Source organism: Actinoallomurus sp. CA-142502 (assembly GCF_050936355.1).
Lineage (GTDB): Bacteria > Actinomycetota > Actinomycetes > Streptosporangiales > Streptosporangiaceae > Actinoallomurus > Actinoallomurus iriomotensis.
The window spans coordinates 7,362,574-7,386,932 of sequence record NZ_JBNJMY010000001.1; the positions used below are offsets into that span (position 1 = coordinate 7,362,574).

Here is a 24,359-nt window from a genome sequence, read left to right on the forward strand (position 1 = left end):
CGTGGCCACCGATCACTCGCCCGGCCCGCAGCAGGACGTGCTGACCACACTGCGCGGGCTCCAGCTGTCGCTGGTGCCGTCCAAACGGCGGGTCGCGACCTACATCCTGGGTCAGCCGGCGCATGCCGCCACGCAGACCATCTCCGAACTCGCGCGGGCCGCGCAGACCTCGGAGAGCACGGTGCTGCGGCTGTGCCAGGAACTCGGGCTGCGCGGGTACCGCGAACTGCGGATCGCACTCGCGGCGGAGTCGGGACGCGAGCAGGAGCGGGCGGCGAACCGCCCGATCGGGAGCGACATCAGCCGCGACGACGACCTTGACTCGATCATCGACACCGTCACCTTCACCGACCAGCAGGCGATCGCCGACACGGCGCGTAACCTCGACCGCGCGGCACTGGCCAAGGCGGTCGCGCTCACCGCGGGCGCGCGCCGGGTCGACATCGTCGGCGTCGGCGCGAGCGCCGTCGTCGCCCTCGACCTGCACCAGAAGCTGCACCGGATCGGACTCATCGCCTACGCCTGGCACGACACCCACGCGGCCCTGACCGCGGCCGCGCTGCTCGGACCGGCCGACGTCGCGATCGGCGTGTCGCACACCGGTACGACGCCGGACACCGTCGACGTCATCCGCGAGGCGAGCGCGCACGGCGCCCGGACGATCGCGCTGACCGGCGTACCGAACTCACCGCTCGCCGCCGCGGCGGACGTGTTATTGACCACGGTCGACCGGGAGACGACCTTCCGCTCCGGAGCGACGGCGTCGCGGATCGCCGCGCTGAGTGTGGTCGACGTGCTGTTCACCGCCGTCGCCCAGCGCCGTTACGACCAGGCCATCGCCGCACTCGACGCGACCCGGCACGCCATCGCCGATCGCCGGGTCACCCGGACAACGCCCCAACCGCGCGGTGGGGAGACCCGCTGAACAACGCCGCCCATGGAAAGGCCATTCGTGAACCACTCTGGAATCCGGGTCACGTCCCCGACCGAGCAGGTCAACGCCCGGACCACCGAACTCGACGCCGTGTCGACGCTCGAACTCGTCCGCCTGCTTCACGATGAGGACCGTGTCGTCCCCGACGCGGTGGCCGCGGCATTGCCCGAACTGGCCAGGCTGGTGGACGACGCCGCGGCCCGGGTCGCCGGCGGCGGCCGGGTGCACTACTTCGGCGCGGGCACGTCCGGACGTCTCGGCGTGCTCGACGCGGCGGAACTGCTCCCGACGTTCGGGCTGCCCGAAGGCGTGGTCATCGCTCATCATGCCGGCGGCACCACGGCGTTGCTGCGCGCCGTCGAGGACGCCGAGGACAACGACGATGGAAGCGACACCGCCGACGTCACCGCCGCGGACGTGGTGATCGGCCTGACCGCCTCCGGCCGCACCCCCTACGTCGGAGCGGCGCTGACGGCCGCCCGGGAGGCCGGGGCGTCCTCCGCGCTCGTCACCTCGAACCCGAACGCCCCGCTGGCCGAACTCGCGGACTATGTGCTCGTCGCGGACACCGGGCCGGAGGCCCTCACGGGATCGACCCGGCTCAAGGCCGGCACCGCGCAGAAGCTGCTCCTGAACTCGTTCTCGACCGCGCTGATGGTCCGGCTGGGCCACACCTACCGCAACCTCATGGTCGACATGCGGGCGACGAACGCGAAGCTGCGCGGGCGGATGGTGCGGCTGCTCGTCCAGGCCACGGGAGCGGACGACGCCGACTGCCGGGCGGCACTCGACGTGTGCGGCGATCTGAAGACCGCGCTGGTCTACCTGCTCGCGGGGCAGCCCCCGGCCGGATCGGTGACACCGCAGGACTGCCGCGCCGCGCTGGCGGAGTCCGGAGGGCGGGTCCGGCAGGCGTTGGCGGCTCTGAACGTGCGCCCCGCGCCTCCGGCCGACCTCCACTCCTGACGAGGGCGCCGTCACGTCGGCCCGCGATGGGGCGGTGATGGACGTACGCCACCACCGCCCTGTTCAGCGGAGGTCGATGACGTCGGACGGGGACCTGGTGAGGAACGCACGGCGCACGGTCTCGACGCCGGCCGCGGCACCGGTCCGGTCGAGGCCCAGCAGGGCGGCGCCCGCGACCGGTGGAGCGTCGACGACCGCGAGGGTGAACTCCCGCTCCAGTTCCGGCACGGCCTTCCTCACCGCGCTCAGGAGGCGGCCCGCCGGGTCGGCGAACAGGCCGCCGCCCAGCACCAGCGTCCACGGTCCCTCTCCGCCCAGGGTTCGCCGGGCCGCGCGGGCCATGGCCGCGACCTCGGCGGCCAGCTCTCCCACCACCCCGGCCGCGACCGGATCGCCGGCGACCGCCTGGTCCAGGACCACCGGCACCAGGACGCCCAGTGCCTCCTCGGTCAGCGAACCGGCGAGCAGCCTCTCCCCCACCGCGCGGACCGACGGAACGCCCAGCGCCGAGCACACCGCCTCGCGCAGGGGGGTCGACGGGCCGCGGCCGTCCTCGGCGCGGGCGGCGACGCGTACCGTCTCCCGCGCCAGGAAGTCGCCCGCCCCGCTCAGGTCGCCCGTCTGCCAGCCCAGCGACGGGAACTCCCAGGCGACGGAACCCGACCGCGCGACGCCCTTCAGGCCCGCGCCGCACACCACACCGACGGCGGGCGCCTCCGACGAGGCGCCCAGGCGCAGCAGCGCCCACGCGTCGTTGCCGACCTCGACCGACCCGAACACCCCGAGCGAGGCGAGCGCCTCCCGCCGCGCCGACGCCTGCCACGGCACGTCCACCCCGGCCAGGTAGCAGGCGGCGTGCGCGTCCGCCAGGGCCACGCCCGCCGAGGCGGCCGCGGCGTCCGCCAGCCGGGCGATCAGCGCGGCCACGGCCGGCACGTCGAGGGCGCAGCCCGGCCCGCGGACCCAGGACAGGAGCGTCCCGGCGGGATCCACGAGCGCGACGTCGGTCTTGGAGTTGCCGCCGTCGACCGCCAGGACCAGCCGCGTCATCACACGGCCCACGGCAGGTACGCGCGGTTCGCCTCCAGCAGCAGATCGGTGAGCCGGTCGGCGACCGCGTACTGGCCGATGAGCGGGTGGGCCAGCAGCGCGCGGAACACCCGGTCGCGCCCGCCGTGCACGGCGGCCTCCAGCGCCAGGTGCTCGTACGCGGTGACGTTCGCGATCAGCCCGGCCAGCAGGGGCTCGACCGGCGCGGAGGGCAGCGGCACCGGGCCGTCGGCGCCCACGGTCGCGGGCACCTCGATGACGGAGTCCTCCGACAGGAACGGCAGGGTGGCGCCGTTGCGCACGTTGACCACGTGCGCCCGGCCGTCACCGGCGCGCAGCGACGCCATCAGGTCCAGCGCCGCCTCGGAGTAGAACGCGCCGCCCCGGCGCGTCAGCAGCTCCGGCTTGGCGGTCACCGACTCGTCGGCGTACGTGGACAGCAGCCGGCCCTCGATCTCCATGACCTCCTGTGCCCGCACGCCGTTCGCCTGCTGGTCGGCGACCACCTCGTCGTGCGCGTAGTAGTAGTGCAGGTAGTAGGAGGGCACGGTGCCGAGGCGGCGCAGCAGGCCGATCGGCAGGCCCGTCGCCGGCGCGACCTCCTCGCCGTGCTCGCCGAGCAGCCGCGGCAGCACATCCTCACCGTCGAGCAGCACCCGCCGCTCCCAGGTCAGGTGGTTGAGTCCCACGTGGTCGAGGGCGATGCGCGACGGCTCGACCCCCAGCACCTTGGCGAAGTGCCGCTGGAAGACCATGGCCGAGCTGCACAGGCCGACCACCCGTGTGTGCCCGGCCGTCAGCAGCGCCCGGGTGACGATGCCGACCGGGTTGGTGAAGTCGATCAGCCACGCGTCCGGGTTGACCGCGCGCACCCGCTCGGCGACGTCCAGCATCACCGGCACGGTGCGCAGCGCCTTGGCCAGACCGCCGGCGCCGGTGGTCTCCTGGCCCAGGCAGTCGCAGCGCAGCGGCAGCGTCTCGTCCTGGAGGCGCGCGGCCTGGCCGCCGACGCGCAGCTGCACCAGCACGATCTGCGCGCCCTCGGCCGCCGGGGCGATGTCGGTGTGCGTGGTGACGGCCGCCGGGTGGCCGCCGGCGGACAGCATCCGGCGGCTCATCGCGGCCAGCACGTCGAGCCGCTCGGCCGAGACGTCGTGCAGGGCGATCTCGGTGACGTCGATCCGGTCGCGCAGGCGGACCAGTCCGTCGATCAGCTCGGGCGTGTACGTCGAGCCCCCGCCGACGATGGTGAGCTTCATTCGTCCTCCTCGATGTCGACCACGGCGTTCGCGGCGATCACGCGGGCGTAGTAGCGGGCGCTGTCCTTGACGCGGCGTTCCTGGGTGACGCGGTCGACGTGGACGAGGCCGAAGCGCTGGGAGTACCCCTCGGCCCACTCCAGGTTGTCCAGCAGCGACCAGTGCAGGTACCCGAGCACCCGCGCCCCGTCGTCCATCGCGCGGGCGAGCGCGAGCAGGTGCCGGCGCAGGGCCAGCGCGCGCCCGGTGTCGCGGACGCGCCCGGAGGCGTCCGGCCCGGCGTTCCAGACACCGCCGTTCTCGGTGATCAGCAGCGGAACGGCGTAGTCGCGGCGCAGGCGCACGAGCAGGTCGTAGAAGGCGCCGGGCACGTCCTCCCAGCCCGTCTCGGTGCGCGGGACGCCCTCCTCGGCGCGCTCGACCCGCCACGGCAGCCCGTCCTGCGGCGCGGCGGAGACCCGGCGGCGCGTGTAGTAGTTCACGCCGAGCAGGTCCGAACGGGTGCCGATCACCGGCAGGTCGCCGTCGCGGACGAAGTCCAGCGGGCCGACCAGGCCCTCGAACAGCTCCACCATGTCCCGCGGGTACTCCCCGCGCAGCACCGGGTCGAGGAACCAGCGGTTCGTGTACCCGTCCGAGCCCCACGCCGCCTCGGCATCCGCCGCCGAGGCCCCGTACGTGGGGTACAGGCTCAGCGGGATGCCCGCCCGAGCCTCCGGGCGGCGTTCGCGGATGCGGCCCATCGCCAGGCCGTGGGCGAGCAGCAGGTGGTGGGCGACCAGCACGGACGTACGCAGATCCTGCTCCCCCGGCGCGTGCAGGCCGAGGCGGTAGCCAAGGACCGAGACCACCCACGGCTCGTTCACGGTCAGCCAGGTCCCCACCCGGTCGCCGAACGCGTCGAGGCAGACCTCCGTGTACGCGGCGAACGCCTCCGCCGTCGCGCGGGACGTCCAGCCGCCGCGGTCCTGCAGTGTCTGCGGCAGATCCCAGTGGTACAGGGTCGGCACCGGCGTGATGCCGCGTTCGAGCAGGCCGTCGATCATCCGGTCGTAGTGCGCGAGGCCGGCCGGGTTGACCCGGCCGGTGCCCGCCGGGACGATCCGCGGCCAGGCGAGGGAGAAGCGGTAGGCGTTCATGCCCAGGCCCGCCATCAGGTCGGCGTCGCCGGGCCAGCGGTGGTAGTGGTCGCAGGCCACCTCACCGGAGTCGATGCCGCGCTCGGCGGCGAAGGTGTCCCAGATCGACGGGGCCCGGCCGTCCTCGGCGACCGCGCCCTCGACCTGGTACGCCGACGTGGCGGCGCCCCACAGGAAATCCGGCGGAAAGCTCACCACTCCGCTCCCGGCAGGTTCAGGGCGGCCTCGCAGCCGAGGAGGAGGACGCCGACGCTCCACGCGTGCGAGAGCGTGAGCAGCATCCCCTTCGCCTGGAAGCACTCCGTCTGGTAGTAGCGTTCGCTGGCCATGCCCTTGTAGGCGTTGAAGTCGCCGTCCTCGCGGGCGATGAACTGCCGGAAGCAGGCGAGGTTCTCCCGGGTCCGCTCCAGGTAGTACGGATCACCGGTCGCCTCGGCCAGCTCGGCCATCTCCGGCAGGCAGATCAGGCCGTACGCGTGCAGGTGCTGGTTGCTCGGCGACGCCTGGTCCGCGCCCCGGCTGCGGAAGCCGTACGCCCCCAGCAGCGTGTGCGGGTCGAAGCGCACGTCGTAGGTGTAGCGGAAGGTCAGCATCCAGTCCGCGGCGCGGCGGGCGAGGTCGCGCCAGCGCGCCTCGCCGGTGACGCGCCACAGCGCCATGTACGCGAGGATCGCGGCGTACCCGTCCTCGGACGTCGGCGCCAGGTCGACGTCCTCGGGCGCGCCGTGCAGGAACTCCTCGTCCACGAAGTGCGCGTAGTGCTCGCCGCCGTGGACCGCCGCCGGCAGGTAGGCCGGGTCGAGGTCGCTCGCCTCGGCGAGCGCGGCCACCCAGGTCAGCCCGGCCGCTCCCTCGCGCGACAGGACCTGCCCGTCCGCGGCGTGCAGCATGCTGCCGAGGTTGCCGTCGGCGTTCTGGCTCTTCACCGCGACGTCCAGGTTGCTCCGCACCGCGCGCTCCCAAGAGTCGTGCGAGACGCCCAGAGTCCGCTCCGCGACGACCGCCCGGTGCAGGAACAGCGTCGCCTCGGCGAGGGTGCGGGCATGCAGGCCGCCGGGCACCGGCGTCCAGCTCCCGACCCAGCCCCGGCTCCCGCTCCACTGGCCCCAGAACGTGCCCGACGGCGCGAGGTTGGCGCAGATGTGGTCGATGACGGCGGCCCCGGCCGTGACCTCCTCGGGCAGCGCCCGGCGGCGACCGTGCGCCAGCAGCGCGTGCGCGTACGGGATGCCGCTCACCCAGGCGACGTGCATCGCCTCCCGGTCGCCGAGCCCGCGGACGTTGCCGTTGAACTCCCGGTCGAACGCCGCGGTCTCCAGCAGCACGGCCGGATCGGGGCGATAGTGCCAGCGGTGCAGGCCGTGCGCGGCGAGGTCGGCCGCCTCGGACACGCCGACCCAGGGCCGCAGCGGCTCGGTGGCCGTCCGCGCGTGCCGCTCGCGCAACACCGGCGCGTACGCGTGCCGGTCCGCGGGCAGCGGGTAGACGCACAGCTCGACCGTGTGCCGCTCCCCCGGCTGCCACAGGTGGGTCTGCGCCATCGGCGGCAGCGGCACCTTGTCGCCGTAGTAGCTGACCGGCGCCTCGCGGTAGGGGAACTCGGCGTGCAGGGTGGCGGTGCCCGCCTCCCAGGCGAAGCCGATGCCGGTCAGGCCCAGCGAGCCGTCCTCGTCCACGGCCAGCGCGAGCCCGCCTTCGCCGGTCCAGGCGAACACGGCGGGCGTCGCGGCACGGTCGGCGCGGAAGCTCCACGCGGGCGAGACGAACCTTTCGGTGTCGGCCTCCCGCGCGTACCGCGGGTAGAGCCGGTCGTTGCCCTCCGGGCGGTTCTCGCCGTAGAACAGCCCGGGGATCATCCAGTACGGGTCGTCCTCGGCGGGCAGGCTCGCCGACACCCGCAGCCGCGCCTCGGCGGGCTCGGTGCCCCGGTAGGTCGCGGTCACCGTCACGGTGACGCCGCCGGCCGGGGTCGGGTCGGTCGAGCGGTCCAGCTCCACGTCGAACACACCGGGGTCGAGCCCGGTGACGGTCAGGTCCATGTCCGCTCCCCATCGGAGTTCTCGGTCAGCACGCGGGGTTCTCGGTCAGCACGCGGGCGGGAACGTTCCAGCCGTCGAGCAGCACCCGGCGCTCGGCGGGCGGCACGCCGTCCCATCGGCACCGCAGCACGGTCTCCTCGCCCGGCAGCAGGTCCACCGCGTTGTCGTCCCAGCGGGCCCAGCCGGGCCGGTCCGCCGGGCGGCCGTCGAGCAGCCGTACGAACGGCGCGGCCGGGCCGTCCTCGTGCCGCAGCCGCAGCGTCCACTCGTCGCCGGAGGCCGCCAGCCGCACCTCCACGCGGGCCGGCGGGAGGGAGAGCAGCGCTCCGAAGCCGGTGCCGGCGGTGAGCAGGTACCGGTTCCGGTACGTCCGTCCGCCCGCCCGCAGTGCCAGGTCGAGGACGAAGGGCGCGCCCGCCAGCGCGGCCGTGGCGCAGCGGATCTCGCCGCATGGCCGCAGGCCGCCCGCCCCGGCCACGGGCGCGTCCGCCTCGCTCCGCCATGCGGCGGACGCGATCTCCTCGCCGTCCAGGCGCAGCACCCGCGCGGTGACCTCTCCCGGACCGGCCCACACGGTGGCGGTGAACTCCTCGCCGGTCACCCGCGGCGCCAGCAGGGCCGCGCATACAAGCGGCGAGCGGTACGCGCGGCGCACGTAGTGGTAGGCCGCCTTCGGCTCGCCGAAGTAGTCGACCGCCGCCGTGCACCAGCCGTTGGGAAAGGACTCGTTGAGCTGCCACGGCAGCACGCCGCAGCTCCCGGGCCGCCGCCGGTTGGCCTCGACCGCGTACCGCAGGCCGTCGGCCTGGAGGAACTGGCTCGCCCGCGACATGGCGGGCAGGTCACCGATCGCGTCGTCGAAGGCCGCGCGGACCGGGGGCTCGTTGTTCCACCACCGGCCCAGGTGGTCCCAGACCGGGTCGCCGTGCGTGGGCAGCGTCGCGCCGGGCACGACCGAGGCGATCGCGCGTACGTTGCTCATGCCCTCGACACCGAACTCGCTGAGGAGCAGGCCGCGGCCCTCGTCATAGAGCCGGTAGTGGTCGGCCAGCCCCTGGTGCTCCCACGGGCCGTGCACGTCGTGCTGCTCGGGCGCGGTGCGCACGCTGTCGAGGGTGTTGCCGAACACCGGCCCGGACGGTGAGGTCGGCAGCCACCGCCGGTCCGGGTCCAGGCGCGCCACCACCTCGTGCAGCGCCGCCAGCACCGGGGACTCGCCGTCGGTCAGCGGGACGCCGTCGGCGTTCTGCAGCTCGTTGCCGCCGCACCAGATGGCCAGGCTCGGATGGTTGCGGCGCGCGGGCACGATCCGCTCGGCCTCGGCCCGCATCCGCGCGACGAACGCCGGATCCGTGCCGGGCACGCTGCTCATCCCCGAGCTGGACTGGGCGAACTCCTGCCACACGAGAATGCCGTACTCGTCGCACAGGTCATAGAACGTCCTGCTCTCGATGAGGCCGCCGCCCCAGACCCGCAGCATCATCACGCCGGCCTCGCGGGCGAGGGTGAGCAGGTGGCGGAGCCGGTCCTCGCCGGCCGCCCCGTACATCGCGTCGGCGGGCACCCAGTTCCAGCCCAGGATGTCGGCCGGCTCCCCGCCGACCGTCAGCCGGTACGGCAGCGCGCCCGCCGGTCCGGCGGGTTCGCGGACGAAGCCGATGTCGCGGAAGCCCACGCGGACCCGGCGTTCGTCGCCGCGCCGGCCGGACCCGTCGCGGACGGTCGTGTCGAGCGTGTAGAGGTACGGCTCGCCGAAGCCGTTCGGCCGCCACGGGCGCGGCGAGGGCACCTCGAGGACGACCTCGGTGACCGCGCCGGCGAGCGGTACGAGGGCCTCGGCGACGACCGCGCCGTCCGCGTCGCGCAGCGCGCAGGCGGCGGTCGCCCCGGTCGCGTCGCCGTCCGCGGTCACCGTGACGGTGAGCCGGTCCGCCGCGGGCCGCGCCCACACGTCCGCGAGACGCACCGCACCGGTGATCCGGAGCCGGGCCGGGCCCCACAGCCCCTGGTGGACCATGCGCGGGCAGAAGTCCCAGCCGTAGCCCATCCGGCCCTTGTGCACGGTCACGGCCTCGGTGTGGCCGACCTGCGGCTCGCTGACCGGGGCCGGGTCGACCACGACCGCCAGGGCGTGCTCGCCGGCGCCGAGCCGCCCCGTCACCTCCGCCACGAGCGGGACGAACGTGCCCTCGTGCGCGGCCACCCGCTCGCCGTCGAGGTGCACGGTGGCGGAGTGGTCGACGCCGTCGAACTCCAGGAACGCGCGCTCGCCCTCCGCCAGGGCGGGCGTGCGCAGCGTCGTCCGGTAGACCCAGGTCCGCTGCGGCACCCACTCCGACAGCAGGCTCTGCCGCCCGACGCGCGGATCGGGCACCTCGCCCGCCGCGAGCAGGTCCGCCAGCACCGAGCCGGGCACCCGCGCGGGCACCCACCGGCCGCCCACGTCGCGGGCGTGCAGCTGGGCGCGGTGGAGCTGCCAGTCGTCGCCGAGGAAGCCGCGCAGGCGCCAGTCCCGGTCGAGGGCGACCACACCGGTCATTCCGTACGGTCCAGGATGGTGTCCTCCGCCCGGTCCTCCGACTCGCTCAGCGGCCGTTCGAGCAGGTCGGTCTCGACCACCGGCAGCCTCCGGTCGTCCGGCACGAACAGCGTCTTGATCTCGTGCGGGTCGAACTCCGCGATCACCGTGCGTCGCAGGAACGGCAGGTGGACCGTCGCGGTCGCCGCCGCGCCGTCCGTCTCGTAGCCGCGCACGATGTGGCCGTCACCGTCCTCGGCCCGCTTGACCACCGTGATCACGACGTTGCCCGCGTCGCTCGCGTCGGCGAAGGACCGGTGCTGGGGCAGCGGGCCGTCGTGGAAGGACTCCAGCAGGGCGACCGGGAGTTGGTCCAGCTCGGCGGCCGCACGCGGCGTGCCGGCCGCGCGCCAGTCGCCGTCGTGCGGCAGCAGCCGGTACGTGAACCGCTGCACGCCCTGGTCCATCGCCTCGAAGTCGCCGTCCTCGGGCAACGGCTCCGGGGTGTGCCAGGCGTACGGCGGGCTCCGCAGGACGGTGACGCCGATGTCGCCGTCGGACACGTCGCCGCCGTACTTGGCGTCGTTGAGCACCGAAAGCCCGGCCGGGCCGGCGGGCGTCTCCCCCGACACGTCCACCCAGGTGTGACTCACCGTCTCGTGGCCGTCCGGCACGCGCTCCAGGTGGCCGTACGGGATGGCGTGCGTCGCGGTGACGCCGGTCAGCGCGGTCGGGAAGCGCAGCTTGAGCATCCGCAGCCGCTCGTGCCAGTCGACGGTCACCCGGACCTCCAGGTGCCGCGCGCCCGCGACCAGCACGTAGTCCTCGCGCATCGTCGAGGAGCCGTACGCGCTGTCGACCCGCACCACGTGGCGCACCGGGCCGGACTCGACCACGCGGACCGACGTCGGGGTGAACCGGCCGATCACGTCGCGGTAGGACACGACGCTGTGGCCCCAGGTGTCGGTCGGGTCGTCCAGGACGGCCGCGTGCGCCGCCCGCGCCGCCTCGCCGTCGATGAGGTCGACGCCGCTCGCCTTGTGCACGAGGCTCGACAGCCAGCCGGTCTCCGGGTCGATCTCGGCCCGCAGGTGCTCGTTCTCCAGGACGGTGCCGCGCTCGGCAACCGGGCCGCTCACCGGGTCGGCGTACAGCCGGTAGAGCCGGTAGCCGAGCGGCGGCAGCTCCACCGGCACCACGAGCACCCGCCGCCCGCCGCAGACCGTGGACGAGCGCGCCGGCTGGACGGGCACGCGCCGGTCCGCGTCGTCGACGGCGACGATCGCGCCACGGCCGAGCTGGGCGCCGAACTCCACCTCGACCGTGGTCGCCACCGGCCAGGGGTGCGGGTTGAACACCGCCAGCGGCGCCATGCCCTCCTCGGGCGCGACGGCGATCTGGCGGCTGATGCTCTGGATCGCCCGGTTCTGCAGGCGCGCCGCGATCGAGCGGGCCTCGCCGAGCTGGTCGCGTGCGTCGTCGTACGCGCTGGGCAGCGCCGTGCCGGCCGCGGTGTCGTGGAAGTGGTTGAGCAGCACCTGCCGCCAGGCCGTCTCGAACTCCCCGGTGACCGGCGGCATCGCCGCCACCTCTCCGGCGATCGCCGCCCACTTCTCCGCGGCGGCGAGCGCGTGCTCGGTGGTGCGGATCAGCTTCTTGATCCCCGAGTGCGCCGAGTAGCAGCCGACTCCGTGCGGCTGGATCTCGCCGGTGTACTCCGGCAGGTCACCGTCCCTGGCGTCGTCGAAGAACGCGCCGACCGTGGAGAAGATCATCCGCGGGAACTGGTCGCTGCCGTTCAGCTCGACGATGCTGTCGATGTTGGCCCGGGTCGGGCCGCCGCCGTGGTTGCCGACGCCGTAGAAGCACATCAGCGGCTCGGTCGTGTGCGGGAGCTGGGCCAGGGCCTTGCCGACGTGCGTGCCCAGGTGCCCGGCCGGGCTGCAGTACTCGTGCGGGATCCGGTAGGTCAGCACCCGGGAGCCGTCCGCCGACCGCCACCAGAACGTCGGGCCGGGCAGCTCGGCCTCGTGCGGCTGCGGCCGCATGAAGGCGTAGCTCTCCATGCCGGACTTGCTGAGCAGCTGCGGGATCACGGCGTTCTGCCCGAACGGGTCGACGTTGCAGCCGACCGAGGCCATCCGGCCGAACCGGTCGGCCAGGAACCGCTGGGAGTACAGCGCGTGCCGCACGAACCCCTCGCCGCCCGGGATGTTGCAGTCCGGCTCGACCCACCAGCCGCCGACGATCTCGAACCGGCCCGCGTGCACCTGCTCGCGCAGCGCGTCGAACAGCTCCGGGTCGTGCTCCTCGATCCACGCCAGGTACCCGATGGAGTCGCAGGTGAAGACGAAGTCGGGGTACTCGGCGATGCGGTCGAGGGCGGCGCGGAACGTCGCGCGCGCCTCCTGGAAGCCCTCCTGCCACGGCCACAGCCACACCGCGTCGATGTGCGCGTTTCCGATCATGTGGAGGGGCCCGCGGGTGGCCCGTCCGATCGGGGGCGCCGGGTGGGAGGTGGACGCCGTACGCGGCCGGGGGTCCGGTTTCGCGCTGATCATGGTGAAGCGGGGGTTCCTTCCGATGGTGGGGGGTGCCGGTCCGTGACGAGAACGGCTACGAGGACTCGGCGGCCCAGCGGTCGATGTGCTCGCTGAGCAGGTGCAACAGCAGGACGTGCGCCTCCTGGACGCGTGCCGTACGGGCTGAGGCGACGGCGAGGACCCGGTCGGCGTGCTCGGCCGCCGGTCCGCCGCCGCTGTCCGCGTGCCCGGTGAGCAGCACGGTCAGCGCGCCGGCCTTGCGGCCCGCGGCGAGCCCGGCGACGACGTTGGGGGAACGCCCGCTCGTGGTGAACCCGACGACGACGTCGTCCGGGCCGGCCAGCGCCGTGACCTGGCGGGCGAAGACGTCGTCGAAGGAGTAGTCGTTGCCGATGCAGGTCGACACGGTCGGGTCGGTGGACAGCGCCACGGCGGCGAGCGGCCGGCGCTCGCGGCAGTACCGGCCGATGAGCTCACCCGCCAGGTGCTGGGCGTCGGCGGCCGAACCGCCGTTGCCGAAGGAGTAGACGACACCGCCGCGGGCCAGGCGCGCGATCACCTCCTCCCCGAGCGACTCGACCTCGGGCACGAGGCCGCGGACCGACTCGATCACGGCGAGGTGCTCGTCGAGGTACTCGGCGAGCGCGGGCTGGTCGGTCATGGGGACGAGACCTCCTTCGTCGGGGGAAGACGGTGACTTCGGTTCCCTCGCTCCGCGAGGTCATGGGTCCTTCCTCCGCCGTCGAGGTGGAGGAACGCCGACGCGGCCGCGCCGACCACGCCGACGGTGTCGCCGTGCGCGGACAGCTCGACGCGGGCGGCGGCGCCGGCCGGCCGCATGGCCTGGGACAGCGCCGCGCGGCGCACCGGCAGCAGAAGGGCGTCGCCGGCGCGGGTGACGCCGCCGCCCAGGACGACGAGCTCGGGCTCGATCACGTTGATCATCACCGCGAGGGCCCGGCCCAGTGCTGCGGTGGTCTCGTCCCAGACGTGCCGGGCGAGGGCGTCGCCCCGGCCGGCGTGCGCGGAGACGGTCTCGGCGGTCACCACTGGGACCTCCCGCATGGAGGACGCCTCACCGGTGGCGAGCGCCTCGTTCGCGCGCCGGGCGATCGAGGTGCCCGAGGCGTACGCCTCGATGCAGCCGCGCTGGCCGCAGCCGCAGAGGCGGCCGTTCCAGTCGATGACGACGTGCCCGAACTCCCCGCCGTTGCCGGCCGCGCCGCGGTACAGCCGGCCGTCGAGGATGACGCCGCCGCCCACCCCGGTGGAGACGGTCAGGTAGAGCATCTGGCGCACGTCGCCCCAGCGCCCGTAGTGGTACTCGCCGAGCGCGGCGGCGGTGGCGTCGTTCTCCAGGAACGACGGCCGGCCGTACGCGGTGTCGACCAGGTCGACGATGGGCACGTCGTCCCAGCCCGGCAGGCCGGGCGGGCCCTGCACCCGGCCGGTGACCGGGTCGAGCGGGCCGCCGCAGCCGATGCCGACCGCGGCCATGTCCTCGGCCCGGTGGCCGGCCTCGGCCAGGGCGTCCCGGCCGAGGTCGAGGAGACGTTTGACGGTCGTGTCCGGGCCCTCCTCGACCCGCGTCGGCGTCCGTACGAACGACCGTACGTCGCCGGCCCGGCCCACGACGCCGGCGGCCAGTTTGGTGCCGCCGATGTCGAGGGCGAGTACGTGATCCCCGAATGTCACGTGTCAGCCCTTCCGGCCCGTGGTGGCGATGCCCTCGATGATGTGCCGCTGGGCGAAGGCGAAGATCACGATCATGGGTATGGTCGCGATCAGGCTCGCCGCCGAGATGATCTCCCAGTGGTGTTCGCCGCCGTTGCCGAACGTGTCGATGATCGACTTCAGGCCGCGGGGCATCGTGAACAGCGAGGTGTTCTGCAGGTAGATGAGTGGCTTGAGCAGGTCGTTCCAGCTCGCCTGGATCTCGAAGATGAACACGATCGCCAGTGCCGGCCGCGCCAGCGGCAGGGCGATGCGCCAGAACAACCCGAAGAAACTGCACCCGTCGACGCGCGCCGCCTCGAACAGCTCCCGTGGCAGCGACAGGAAGAACTGCCGCAGCAGGAAGATGTAGAACGCCGAACCGAAGATGTTCTGCGCCCACAGCGGGACCTGCGTGCCGGTCAGGCCGACCTTGTTCCAGATCAGGTAGACCGGGATCATCGTGACCGCCTGCGGCAGCATCATCGTGGCCAGCACCAGGCCGAACAGGATGTTGCGGCCGGGGAACCGGAAGTAGGCGAAGCCGAACGCCACGACGGCGCTGCTGATCGTGACCGTGGTGGCGGCGGCGACGCCCACCACCGCGCTGTTGATCAGCCAGTTCACCATGTTGCCGTAGTGCCAGACGTCGGCGAAGTTGGCGAAGCGCCAGTGGCGCGGGATCAGCGCGTTGTCGAACACGTCGGTGCGCGGCTTGAACGACGCGCTGATCAGCCACAGGAACGGATAGGTGAACAGCACGCTGGCGAGCCCGAGCACCACCAGGTACGGCGCGCGCTTCCACACGGGAGGGCGGTCGCGCCGGCCGGCGCCCGGCGGCGCCGTCCTGGCCTTGCGGGTGGCCGGGCCCTCGGCCGCGGGCGTCGCGGTCAGGCCGGCGGGAGAAGCGGCCATCAGTCCCTCTCCCCCTCGTAGTAGACGAACCGGCGCGAGACCCGCACCTGGATCGCGGTGATGATCATGATCACGATGAACAGCAGCCAGGCGAGCGCGGAGGCGTAGCCCATGTGCAGGAAGCCGAAGCCCTGCTGGAACAGGTAGATGACGTAGAACAGCGCCGCGTCGTTGGAGTAGGTGCTGTTCTGCTGGCCGCCGAAGAACATCGTGTACGCCTGGTCGAACATCTGCAGCGCCGAGATGGTCTGCACGATCAGCGTGAAGAACAGCGCGCCGCTGATCATCGGCAGCGTGATCTTGCGGAACCGCATCCACGCTCCCGCGCCGTCGAGCGAGGCGGCCTCGTACAGGTCCTTGGGCACCTGACGCAGCGCGGCGAGGTAGATGACGACCATGCCGCCGACACCCCACAGCATCGTCAGGGCCAGGCCCGGCTTGACCCACGCGGTGTCGGTCGTCCAGTTGGGCCCGTTGATCCCGACCAGGTGCAGCGTGCGGTTCAGCAGGCCCTGGTTGCCGTTGAGCAGCAGCAGGAACAGCGCGCCCGCGGCGACCGGCGGCGTCATCACCGGCAGGTAGAACACGGTGCGGAAGAACCCTGACGCACGTCCGACCCGGTTCAGGACCATCGCCAGGGCCAGCGCCACGACCATCGCGGACGGCACGTAGATGACCGCGTAGACGAGCGTGTTTGCGAGCGCCTTGCCGACCTTCGGGTCCGAGAACATCTGCCGGTAGTTCGCCCACCCCACGTTGTGGGGCGAGCTGATGGCGTTGTAGTCGGTGAACGACAGCACGAGGCTGGCGATCATCGGGCCCAGCGTGAACACGAGAAAGCCGACGATCCAGATGCCGATGAAGCCGTACGCGGCGCGCGCCTCCCGGCTCCGGGTGCCCTTCCTCTTCTTCTGCCGCACGCGGGTCGCGGCGGTGGTGACGGCCGCCATCACTTCACCGCGCTGAACGCCTTAGCGGCCTCCGACTGTGCCTGTTTCATGGCGGCGTCGGGCTTCTGCTGGCCGGACAGCGCGCGGTTCACCGCGTCCGTCCACGCCGTCTTGATCTCGCTGCCCGCCTTGGACGGCGCGATGCTGAAGGCGTACTCGGTGGAGGCGTAGTAGTTCTGGATGGCCTTGTCGAAGCCGGTGTCGCCGGGCTTGACGTACTTGGCCTTGACCTGCGCGTCGGCGGTGGGGTTGCCGGTCCACAGGCCGGTGAAGATGGACTTGTTCTTCTCCACCGTCGCCTCGCGCGCGGCGCCGGCCTTGAGCCAGGTGTCGGTGGCGGTCATGGTCTTCATCCAGTTGACCGCGGCGGCCGGGTTCTTGGAGCCCTTCGGCAGGCACCACGCGCTGCCGTTGGAGAAGCTGATCGGCTTGCCCTGGCGGTCGGTGAAGGGAATCGATTCCAGGTTCAGCTTCGGCGTCGCCTGGACGAGGACGTTGACGTACCAGCCCTCCCACGGGAACGCGCCGGCCTGGTCCTTCTGGAACTCGTTCTTGGCCCCGAACAGGTCCCAGGTGTCGCGGAAGGCCTTGAACTTCGACCAGCCGCCCTGCTCGTCGATGAGGCTGAGCGCGAACGTCAGCGCCTCGATGATCTTGGGGTCGTCGAGCTTCGGCGAGCCGTCGGGGTTGATCAGCTCGGCGCCGTTGGCCTTGGCCCACAGGGGCAGGAACTCCGGCAGCTTGGGGTCGAACCCGATGCGGGAGATCTTGCCGCCGTTCGCCTTGTAGAGCTTGACGGTGTTGGTGTGCAGCTTGTCCCAGTCGCTGGTCGCGAGGTCGGCCGCGGTCAGGCCGGCGGACTGAAGCGCCTTGCCGCTCATGAGGATGTTGCGGGTGTCGTAGAACTCCGGGACGCCGTAGACCTTCCCGTCGATCGTCACCTCGCGCACGGCCGCGGGCCGGTAGAGGCTGGTCTTGAGCCCGGCCTTGTCGAGGTGGTCGTCCAGGGGCTGGACGGCGCCCTTGGCGGCGTACGTGCCGACGAGGTCCCGGTCGAGGTACACGATGTCCGGCGGGTTGCCGCTCGCGACCGCGGACAGGAACTGCTGCGGGTCGAAGTCGCCTTCGTTGATGTTGACCTGGACCTTCGGGTACGCGCTCTTGAACGCGTCGATGCGCGCCTGGGCGACGTCGTCGGGCTTGCCCATGCCCTGGATCGAGATCGCTCCGGTGTCGCCCTTGGACGCACCGCCACCGCCGCTCGTGCTCTTGCCGCCGACACCGCCACAGGCGCTCGTGACGGCGCCGAGTGCGAGCGCGCCCGCCGAGCCGGTGAGAAAACCGCGTCGGGTGATCATTGCTCACTCCTCACAACCAGGCGAATGTCCGGGCCAGGCGTGAAGAGTACGCGGTGACCTGCGGTTTCCGGTGAACTCGGGCACTGCGGGCGCGTGGGGGACCGGCCCGGACATTGAATGTGGCATCGTTACCACAGTGCGGCCGACCATATTTTCGGCCCGCAGTCGCTGTCAAGACCATGTTTCGGACGGATTAACGCGCCATTCTTGCCAGTGCCACACGCGCCTCAGGGCCACCGACGCCACCGTCCGCCCGGCCCGACCGCGCGACCGTGCCGCTCAGGGGGTGCGGCCCGGCCTCCGGCCGGAGCGTCCACCGGGCTCGTCCGGCCGCTTCCATCGCCGTCCCGGCGAGATGCCGCCGGGACACGTCAGCGGCTACCGGATGTGTCCCGCTGTGGTGGGCCCGCGTCGGAAAGATCGTCAGCGACTTCACCGTCGCCCTCATTCGTCTTGGTCTCGACCGCGAGCGGGAAGGCGACGGCGAACGAAAGCGCTCAGATCCTTTCTTTCGCAATAGGACCGCCTCCTGCTGGAAGATTCCGCCGGACCACCGGAGAGGCCGGCCGGCGAGTGCGTCCTCGGGTTGACCAGCCCGACGACGCCGACCATCGGGTTCCACCTGATCGGCTCACAGCCGCCGCTCGACCAGGTCGTTCATCGGATGAAGGCACCGGCCTCGCCATGCGGGTCGCGAGGCCCGACCAGGGCGGGGCCCGCACTCCGCCACCCCTTTTTCCGGCTCCGCCGATATTCATGCCGGACGTATACCGACAGACGCCACAGCAGCGGCGAAGATAACCCCGAATTCGTTATGCGCTGATGCGGAAGGAGCAGCACCGACTCCTTCAAGGACGCCCGCGACAATCTGGTGAAGTCCAAGACGGCGGCGGTCGAGTTCTGTCTCTCGCTGCCCGTCACCGTCTCCGCGCCCCCGGCGTGCCAGGTCGGCTGAGGCCCCGCGCGGGCTCAGGCCGACGGCGCGGCGGCGGCCGGGCCCGGGTCCGGCCGGACGGAGGTGGCCGGCGACGTGCGCGGCGGCGCGGTGGAGCCGCGCAGGACGATCGAGGGCTCGATGTAGCGCACGGTCATGTGCCCGGCCGCGCCCCCCGCGATGCGGTCGACGACGAGCTGCGCGCAGGCCCGACCGAGGTCGTCGGTGTGCTGGTCGACGGTGGTGATGCCCGGCGAGACCATCGACATCCAGGGCACGTCGTCGAACGCGACCAGCGAGATGTCGTCGGGCATGCGGTGGCCGCCCTCCTGGAGCGCCTGGAAGGCGCCCTCGGCCAGCCGGTTGTTCGCGGCGAACAGCGCCGTGACGTCGGGCCGGCGGTCGAGGAGCGCGGTCACCGCCTCCCGCGCCGTGTCGGGCTGGAACCGGGTCGGCACGACCAGGCCCGGATCCATCGGCAGGCCGGCGTCGCGCAGGGCCGCGCGGTAGCCCGCGAGACGGCCCGCGCCGGTCGTCCAGCCGGTCTCGTCGATCAGCAGCGCGATGCGCGTGTGCCCGAGCCCGATCAGGTGGTCGGTGATCCGCCGCGCGCCCTGGACGTTGTCGACCAGCACGCCGTCGGTGGTCAGGCCGTCCACCATGCGGTCGGCCTGCACCACCGGCACGCCGTCGTCCATCAGCATGTGCACCGCGCGGTCCGACACGGGCGTGATGATGGCCGCCGAGACGCGCACCGCGAGGAACGTGCGGGCGCCCTCGACCTCGGCGTGCTGCTCACCGTCGTTGTTGACGACGATGACGTGATAGCCGGCCGAGCGCAGCTGCTGTTCGATGACGGCCGCGAGGTTGGCGTAGAACGGGTTGCGCAGATCCGAGATGAGCACGCCGACCGCACGGCTCCGGCGGTTGCGGAGCGTACGCGCGTTGATGTCCGGGACGTACCCGATGCGCTCGGCCGCCTCGAGCACCCGCGCCCGCACGTCGGCCGCGACGTAGCCGTTGCCGCTCAGCGCGCGGGACGCGGTGGAAGGTGAGGTCGCGGCGGCGCGGGCGAGATCCTGGATGGTCGGCCGCCGGCGGGGCTGGGGCGACGGTGTGCCGTTCGGTCGGTGTCCGGCACCGTCCTCACGTCTACGCCCCATGGCCGATGATTCTATGTGGCGGCACGGCGAGCCCATGTTCCGCGCGGTACGCCGCCCACGCCTCGGCGATGGCGGCCCAGGTGGCGGCCTCGACGCGTCCCGGAGCCCAGTCCATCCCGTCGGCGTAGTACAGCGCCGGCGCGCCCAGTCGCGGCGCCGCGGCGGCGTACGCCCGCAGGTGCCGCTCGCCGGGCAGGCGCCAGCCGTCGGTGTCCACCGGCAGCTCCGGGCACGCCGCGTGCACGACCCGCGCCCGGTAGGTCATCTGCTCGACGACGGCGTCGTCCGACGGCGGCACCAGCCCCTCGGGGTGGTCGTTGTGCAGCGCGTCGTTGAGCCGGATCATGTCGGTGACGTCGAGGAAGCCCGGGTCCGGCGTGTGCGTGACGATCAGTGAGTCCGGCTTGACCCGCTTCGCCGCCCGGTACGCGACCGCCAGCAGCTCGTGCAGCAGGTCGAAGCCCCACGACGGGCCGGCGTGGCGCAGGGCGGTGCCCGACGGCGTGCGCGCGGTGAAGTCGATCTTCAGGCCGTCGGCGTTCAGCCCGTCCGGGCCCAGCATGTACTCCATCGCGTCCTCGATCACCGCGCGGCCCGCGGGGCTCTCCGGATCGATCGCGAGCGGGGTGCCGTCCGGAGCGCGCACACACGCCTCGGCGGGGGCGCCCTCGGGGTCCCACGCCTTCCACCAGAGCAGCACCCGCTGTCCCCCGGCCTGCCGGTCGGCGACGAAACCGGCGAGATCCGGCCACTTGACGGCGTCGGGCCGGCAGGTGGCGTACCGCTCCTGCCACTTGTCGTCCACGACGATCGTGCCGGGGACGATCCCGCGACCGGCCAGGGCGTCCAGCCACTCCTCGTACAGCGCGCGGCGCGACAGCGCGGGCGCCGGCGACCCGTCCACGGCGGCCAGGGCGCACTGGGCGCCCCAGCCGCAGAAGATGGGCTGGAGCCGGTCGCCGGAGGGCGGGCACGCGGCGTCCCGGCCGGCGACGGCGGGCGCGAGCCCGCGGGCGGCCAGCTCGTCGCGGTACGCGCGCAGCCCCGCGTACGGGTCGGCCGCGCCGAACAGCAGCAGCACCTCGGGCGTCGTGAACGTCGCGTCGGCGGCCGTGTGCCCCTGGTACTCACAGCGCAGGCTGAACCCGCCGGGCGTCGGGTCGTAGACGACGTCGACGAACGTCCGCCGGGTCGCGGCCAGCCCGAGCATCAGCCACGGTCCCTCCGGCAGGGTCCGCTCGTCGGCGGCCCGCTCGCGGGACAGCCCGAAGCAGGTGGGCGCCGGCGTGAACAGCCACCGGCCCACGCCCGGCTCGCCGCCCTCGCCGTTGACGCTGATGACGGCGGGTTCGACCGCCGGGCGGGCGACGCGCCAGGGGTGGTCCGGGTTCGGGGAGAAGACGGTGTGGTGGGCCGCGCCGCTCGGCAGCACGCCCTGCGGCAGCCGCGCTCCGCCGAGCAGCCGCACCGTGGTGACGCGGCCCTCACCGCGCACGGTCGCCCCGAAGGTGATCCGGCCGGGGTGGAACTCCACCACGTGCGTACGCGCGGTCCACAGCGAGCTGGCGCACGACACGGTCAGCCGTACGCACGAGTCCGTGGACTCCCAGGTCACGGCCTCGACATGCGTCGTCTCATCCGGGCCGGCGAGCGTGTCGACGGAGGCGAGCAGCCGCAGCATCCCCCAGGACCCGCCGTCCGCCCCGGTGACGTCGGCCAGCAGCCGCTCCCGGTCGACGCGCGCGGTGTAGTGCTCGGCACGGATCTCCAGCCACCCGTCGGTCTCACCGACGTCCATGCGCGTCATCGGTCGCTCACCCTCCTCACTCGCTCCGCGGCCGGGCCCGGTCATCGCACGTCCACCAAGGCCTCGGCCTGCTGGCCGAAGTCGCGGTCGCCGGCGGTGAGGTTGGCCGCCAGCCGCGCCCGCCGCCGACGGCCCGGCGGGGGTACGACGGTGAACCGCACCACCGCCTCGCCGCCTCCCTCGACCTCCACCGCGCGGGACGCCGGGGTGGCCAGCCACCCTTCGGGCACGACCAGGTCGACGCGGAGCTCGCAGCGCTGCCGGAACGGGTTGAGGACCACCACCTCGAACTCCTGGCTCTCGCCGCCGCCCACCGTCGAGCGGTACGGCAGGATCCGCGCGCCGAAGCCCTCGGCGCCGAAGTCCACCTCGTCCAGCGGCAGCAGCGCCCGGTGCAGGCGGGCCAGTTCCTCGCCCTTCGCCAGGAGCATGTCGAGGTACCGGTCGTCGACCGGGCGCGGCTCCCAGTGCCCACTGATCATCAGGTCCGGCGACAGCCGCCGGTAGAGCAGCGCGGAGTCGACGAAGTCGTCGAAGCGGAACCGGTTGCGGTACTGGAAGTTGAGCACCTCGGTCCGCTCGCCGTCGACCCAGCCACCGTCCTGCTGGTCGCCCGTGGCCAGCACCCTGGTGCCGTCGGCCTCGAACGCGATCGCCACCGCGTACAGCGTGTGGCCGGGCAGCGGGTACATGGTCAGCTCGTACTCGTGCCACCGCACGGGAACGCCCGGCGCGACCGCGCGGTCGACGGGCAGCGGGTCGTACCAGAGGCACGGCAGGTCGTACCGGTGCGGGTCGCGCAGGATCGGCGCGATCGACTCCCCGGCCCAGATCTCGGTGCCCTCGACCTCGTGCAGCAGGCCGAAGCCCGCCACGTGATCGTCGTGGTAATGGGTCGGGATGGCCACCTCGACCCGGTCGACGCCGTACGTGCGCTTGAGCGCGTCGAGCGAGGCGAGCCAGGGGCGGCGCGAGGAGCGGTCGTCACCGGTCGGCAGCCCGGTGATCATGTCGAGCCCGTAGTCGATGAGCAGCGCGGCGCCGGAGTCCGACAGCAGGGCGTAGCTGGTCGCGAAGGAGGTGCGGTTGCGCAGCAGGTGCGGGGTGACCTCCTCGTACGGCCGCCGCAGCCAGGCGTCCAGGTCCCACGGCTCATCACGGCGGAAGTCGACCAGTGCCTGCAGGTTGCGCCGGGTCTGCGCGAGCGTCTCCGCCGGCTCGGCGATCGGGCGGCCGTGCGAGGGCAGTACGAGGTCGGGGGCGCGCTCGGCGACCAGGTCGAGCGAGATCACCGACGCGGCCGCGCCCTCCAGGGCGTTGTAGCCGCGCTGCAACGCCGAGACCGACCAGACGGTGCCCGGCCCGTACAGCAGGTCGCCGGTGAAGGCCATCCGCCGGCCGTCCAGCTCGGCGAGGTAGCTGACCGAGCCCAGCGTGTGCCCGGGGGTGGGCATCGCGTGGACGTCGACCCCGCCGACCCGCGTGGTGCGGTACTCGGGCAGGGCGCCGTGGACCGGTACGTCCTCCAGCAGGGAGAACCGGTCCTGGCGCAGGTCGTAGTAGTTGTCGATGACGCGCGTCTGCCAGTGCGTGCCGACGTCGGCGAACAGGTCTCGCTCGGTGGAGGGCACCCAGATGCGTATTCCGGCGGCCGCGGCGCGCGCCAGCCCCTGCCCCTGGTCGCGGTGGTGATGCGTCATCAGCACATCGGTGATCCGCTCGATGCCGTGGTCGGCCAGGTGATCCAGCACGGAGCCGGACCCGAAGTCGATGGCGACGGCGTCCGTGCCGGTGACGAGCAGGTAGACGTTGCAGGTGTCGTAATGGACCCGCAGGCTGTCCGTAATACGCATATGGGAACGATTCCATACGGATGGACCGGCAGGGAAGTCTCCCTGGCCACGTCAGGTGGCGACCGGCGCGGAGCGGGCCGGTCGTGGGGATCCGGCGACGATCACCACTCGATGATGTCGCCGCGCCAGTACCGCCCTGTTATCGCGCCATTGCTTTGAATCTCCCGCAGGCGGGACATCGCGTTCGTCACGGACTGGGCGTCGATCCCCGCGTCCTTCAAATCCGCGGCCAGGCGCACCGGGTCGACCGCGTTCACCTGGGCGAGCACGTCGGCGTCGAGCTGCTGCCCCACGTGGTTCTTCACGTAGGTCGAACGAATCACCTCGTCGTCGTACCGCGGGAAGGAGATCGAGTTGTCGGTCGCGGCCGGACGTCCATGGTGAGTGAAGACATTGCCGATGTTCCGGTCACCACTGCCCATGACATAGTCCAGAACGGCCATCCGCTGCTGGTCGAGCCGGTCGTACTCGTGCGGCAGTTTGCCGGGGGTCGCGTCATGCAGCCAGTCCTGGAGCGACCCCTTCCCGTACGGGCCCTCCCAGAAGGTGGTGCGGGGAACGAGCCCGAAGCCGAGATGCCGGTCGGTGATCGAGGCACCGACCTCGCGGTTGATCATCTTGTTGGCGGGCACCCCGTAACCGATGTCCATGTCGGGATTGAGCTTGTACAGCCTGCTCGTGCCATCGGGTAGATCGACCCGGTACGCAGGGAAGTTGTTGCTGATGTCTTCCAGCTGAGGCTTCGAGAGCTTACGCGTCCAGACGCCGTCGACCTGCTCCACCGGTCCGCGAAAGAACGCGGCCACCTTGCCGAAGAGGCGCCCCAGCGCCGCGTCCTTGGCCATGCGAATTCCGATTCAGTGTGGGCCTGGGCCGTCAGTTCAGGTTGTCGCGTTGGCTCTCGTCGACGAGGCTGTAGTAGCTCATGTTCCGCCGCTCCAGGAGAGCGCGCATGAAGGCCGCGCCCTCGCTGGCCGGCACTCGCCGGTTCTCCCGGATGAGCGGTACGCCGTTTTCGTAGTAGTCCCTGGCCAGGGCGCCCCACTCCTGGTCGAACACGGTGAGCGAGACGCCTGATTCCGGGCTCCACCGGAACTCGGCGACCCGCTCCGCCTCCGTCGCGCGGGCGTACAGCGTCACCCGAGTCGGCGTCGGTCCCATCGGTTCACGCACCCCCGTACCGGCTCGGTCTTGATCGGACGTCTCCCCGTCCCGCGC

18 protein-coding genes are annotated in these 24,359 nt (G+C 72.6%); 2 read left to right on the forward strand and 16 right to left on the reverse strand.

All coding sequences use genetic code 11. The features are described 5' to 3' along the window. The first annotated feature begins 1 nt into the window (after position 1). Both ACQEV1_RS34635 and ACQEV1_RS34640 read left to right on the forward strand, forming a co-directional pair. Complete coding sequence (locus ACQEV1_RS34635; protein WP_285629807.1) at positions 2–925, forward strand: MurR/RpiR family transcriptional regulator; 924 nt, start codon at positions 2–4, stop codon at positions 923–925. A 27-nt stretch (positions 926–952) separates the two neighbouring features. Continuing rightward, entirely contained in the window at positions 953–1,900 is a 948-nt protein-coding gene (locus tag ACQEV1_RS34640; protein ID WP_433399564.1) for an N-acetylmuramic acid 6-phosphate etherase, read from the forward strand. A 63-nt stretch (positions 1,901–1,963) separates the two neighbouring features. Here ACQEV1_RS34640 and ACQEV1_RS34645 read toward each other — a convergent pair whose 3' ends face one another. The 16 genes from ACQEV1_RS34645 to ACQEV1_RS34720 all read right to left on the reverse strand — a co-directional run bounded on the left by ACQEV1_RS34645 (position 1,964) and on the right by ACQEV1_RS34720 (position 24,302). Then, complete coding sequence (locus tag ACQEV1_RS34645) at positions 1,964–2,950, reverse strand: N-acetylglucosamine kinase (protein WP_433399566.1); 987 nt, start codon at positions 2,948–2,950, stop codon at positions 1,964–1,966. After that, entirely contained in the window at positions 2,950–4,209 is a 1,260-nt protein-coding gene (locus tag ACQEV1_RS34650; RefSeq protein ID WP_433399569.1) for a 6-phospho-beta-glucosidase, read from the reverse strand. Before ACQEV1_RS34650 ends, ACQEV1_RS34645 begins: the two co-directional genes overlap by 1 nt. Further along, positions 4,206–5,543, reverse strand: a complete 1,338-nt coding sequence (locus ACQEV1_RS34655; protein WP_349498017.1) for a GH1 family beta-glucosidase — start codon at positions 5,541–5,543, stop codon at positions 4,206–4,208. The genes ACQEV1_RS34650 and ACQEV1_RS34655 overlap by 4 nt, the downstream gene beginning before the upstream one ends. After that, a complete protein-coding gene (locus tag ACQEV1_RS34660; RefSeq protein ID WP_433399572.1) occupies positions 5,540–7,387 on the reverse strand; it encodes a hypothetical protein in 1,848 nt (615 codons plus the stop codon). The genes ACQEV1_RS34655 and ACQEV1_RS34660 overlap by 4 nt, the downstream gene beginning before the upstream one ends. Positions 7,388–7,412: 25 nt before the next feature. Further along, complete coding sequence (locus ACQEV1_RS34665; RefSeq protein ID WP_433399575.1) at positions 7,413–9,926, reverse strand: glycoside hydrolase family 2 protein; 2,514 nt, start codon at positions 9,924–9,926, stop codon at positions 7,413–7,415. Beyond that, on the reverse strand, positions 9,923–12,466 hold the full coding sequence (locus tag ACQEV1_RS34670) for an alpha-mannosidase (RefSeq protein WP_285629790.1): 2,544 nt from the start codon (positions 12,464–12,466) through the stop codon (positions 9,923–9,925). The genes ACQEV1_RS34665 and ACQEV1_RS34670 overlap by 4 nt, the downstream gene beginning before the upstream one ends. Positions 12,467–12,521: 55 nt before the next feature. Next, positions 12,522–13,109 (reverse strand): D-sedoheptulose-7-phosphate isomerase, encoded by a 588-nt coding sequence (locus ACQEV1_RS34675; protein WP_285629788.1) that lies wholly within the window; start codon positions 13,107–13,109, stop codon positions 12,522–12,524. After that, a complete protein-coding gene (locus ACQEV1_RS34680; RefSeq protein ID WP_433399580.1) occupies positions 13,106–14,143 on the reverse strand; it encodes an ROK family protein in 1,038 nt (345 codons plus the stop codon). The genes ACQEV1_RS34675 and ACQEV1_RS34680 overlap by 4 nt, the downstream gene beginning before the upstream one ends. Positions 14,144–14,146: 3 nt before the next feature. Next, the gene (locus ACQEV1_RS34685; RefSeq protein ID WP_433399583.1) at positions 14,147–15,076 is read right to left on the reverse strand and encodes a carbohydrate ABC transporter permease; all 930 of its coding nucleotides are present in this window, start codon (positions 15,074–15,076) and stop codon (positions 14,147–14,149) included. Then, positions 15,076–16,026 (reverse strand): carbohydrate ABC transporter permease, encoded by a 951-nt coding sequence (locus ACQEV1_RS34690; RefSeq protein WP_433399586.1) that lies wholly within the window; start codon positions 16,024–16,026, stop codon positions 15,076–15,078. Before ACQEV1_RS34690 ends, ACQEV1_RS34685 begins: the two co-directional genes overlap by 1 nt. After that, positions 16,026–17,384: an ABC transporter substrate-binding protein gene (locus ACQEV1_RS34695; protein WP_433399589.1), complete on the reverse strand. Its 1,359-nt coding sequence runs from the start codon at positions 17,382–17,384 to the stop codon at positions 16,026–16,028. The genes ACQEV1_RS34690 and ACQEV1_RS34695 overlap by 1 nt, the downstream gene beginning before the upstream one ends. Before the next feature lie 969 nt (positions 17,385–18,353). After that, positions 18,354–19,481 (reverse strand): LacI family DNA-binding transcriptional regulator, encoded by a 1,128-nt coding sequence (locus tag ACQEV1_RS34700; RefSeq protein WP_285629781.1) that lies wholly within the window; start codon positions 19,479–19,481, stop codon positions 18,354–18,356. Next, on the reverse strand, positions 19,471–21,288 hold the full coding sequence (locus tag ACQEV1_RS34705) for a hypothetical protein (RefSeq protein WP_433399593.1): 1,818 nt from the start codon (positions 21,286–21,288) through the stop codon (positions 19,471–19,473). The genes ACQEV1_RS34700 and ACQEV1_RS34705 overlap by 11 nt, the downstream gene beginning before the upstream one ends. A 41-nt stretch (positions 21,289–21,329) precedes the next feature. Continuing rightward, on the reverse strand, positions 21,330–23,141 hold the full coding sequence (locus tag ACQEV1_RS34710) for an MBL fold metallo-hydrolase (protein WP_433399596.1): 1,812 nt from the start codon (positions 23,139–23,141) through the stop codon (positions 21,330–21,332). A 101-nt stretch (positions 23,142–23,242) separates the two neighbouring features. Then, on the reverse strand, positions 23,243–23,986 hold the full coding sequence (locus ACQEV1_RS34715) for a hypothetical protein (protein ID WP_433399599.1): 744 nt from the start codon (positions 23,984–23,986) through the stop codon (positions 23,243–23,245). A 31-nt stretch (positions 23,987–24,017) separates the two neighbouring features. Next, complete coding sequence (locus tag ACQEV1_RS34720) at positions 24,018–24,302, reverse strand: hypothetical protein (RefSeq protein WP_433399602.1); 285 nt, start codon at positions 24,300–24,302, stop codon at positions 24,018–24,020. Positions 24,303–24,359 lie beyond the last annotated feature (57 nt).

Bases quoted from the DNA above. Each gene is read 5' to 3' on its own strand.
- ACQEV1_RS34705 (WP_433399593.1), bottom strand. From the start codon at position 21,288: ATGACGCGCATGGACGTCGGTGAGACCGACGGGTGGCTGGAGATCCGT.
- ACQEV1_RS34650 (WP_433399569.1), bottom strand. From the start codon at position 4,209: ATGAAGCTCACCATCGTCGGCGGGGGCTCGACGTACACGCCCGAGCTG.
- ACQEV1_RS34670 (WP_285629790.1), bottom strand. From the start codon at position 12,466: ATGATCAGCGCGAAACCGGACCCCCGGCCGCGTACGGCGTCCACCTCC.
- ACQEV1_RS34715 (WP_433399599.1), bottom strand. From the start codon at position 23,986: ATGGCCAAGGACGCGGCGCTGGGGCGCCTCTTCGGCAAGGTGGCCGCG.
- ACQEV1_RS34690 (WP_433399586.1), bottom strand. From the start codon at position 16,026: ATGGCGGCCGTCACCACCGCCGCGACCCGCGTGCGGCAGAAGAAGAGG.
- ACQEV1_RS34685 (WP_433399583.1), bottom strand. From the start codon at position 15,076: ATGGCCGCTTCTCCCGCCGGCCTGACCGCGACGCCCGCGGCCGAGGGC.
- ACQEV1_RS34645 (WP_433399566.1), bottom strand. From the start codon at position 2,950: ATGACGCGGCTGGTCCTGGCGGTCGACGGCGGCAACTCCAAGACCGAC.
- ACQEV1_RS34675 (WP_285629788.1), bottom strand. From the start codon at position 13,109: ATGACCGACCAGCCCGCGCTCGCCGAGTACCTCGACGAGCACCTCGCC.
- ACQEV1_RS34710 (WP_433399596.1), bottom strand. From the start codon at position 23,141: ATGCGTATTACGGACAGCCTGCGGGTCCATTACGACACCTGCAACGTC.
- ACQEV1_RS34660 (WP_433399572.1), bottom strand. From the start codon at position 7,387: ATGGACCTGACCGTCACCGGGCTCGACCCCGGTGTGTTCGACGTGGAG.
- ACQEV1_RS34695 (WP_433399589.1), bottom strand. From the start codon at position 17,384: ATGATCACCCGACGCGGTTTTCTCACCGGCTCGGCGGGCGCGCTCGCA.
- ACQEV1_RS34700 (WP_285629781.1), bottom strand. From the start codon at position 19,481: ATGGGGCGTAGACGTGAGGACGGTGCCGGACACCGACCGAACGGCACA.
- ACQEV1_RS34665 (WP_433399575.1), bottom strand. From the start codon at position 9,926: ATGACCGGTGTGGTCGCCCTCGACCGGGACTGGCGCCTGCGCGGCTTC.
- ACQEV1_RS34720 (WP_433399602.1), bottom strand. From the start codon at position 24,302: ATGGGACCGACGCCGACTCGGGTGACGCTGTACGCCCGCGCGACGGAG.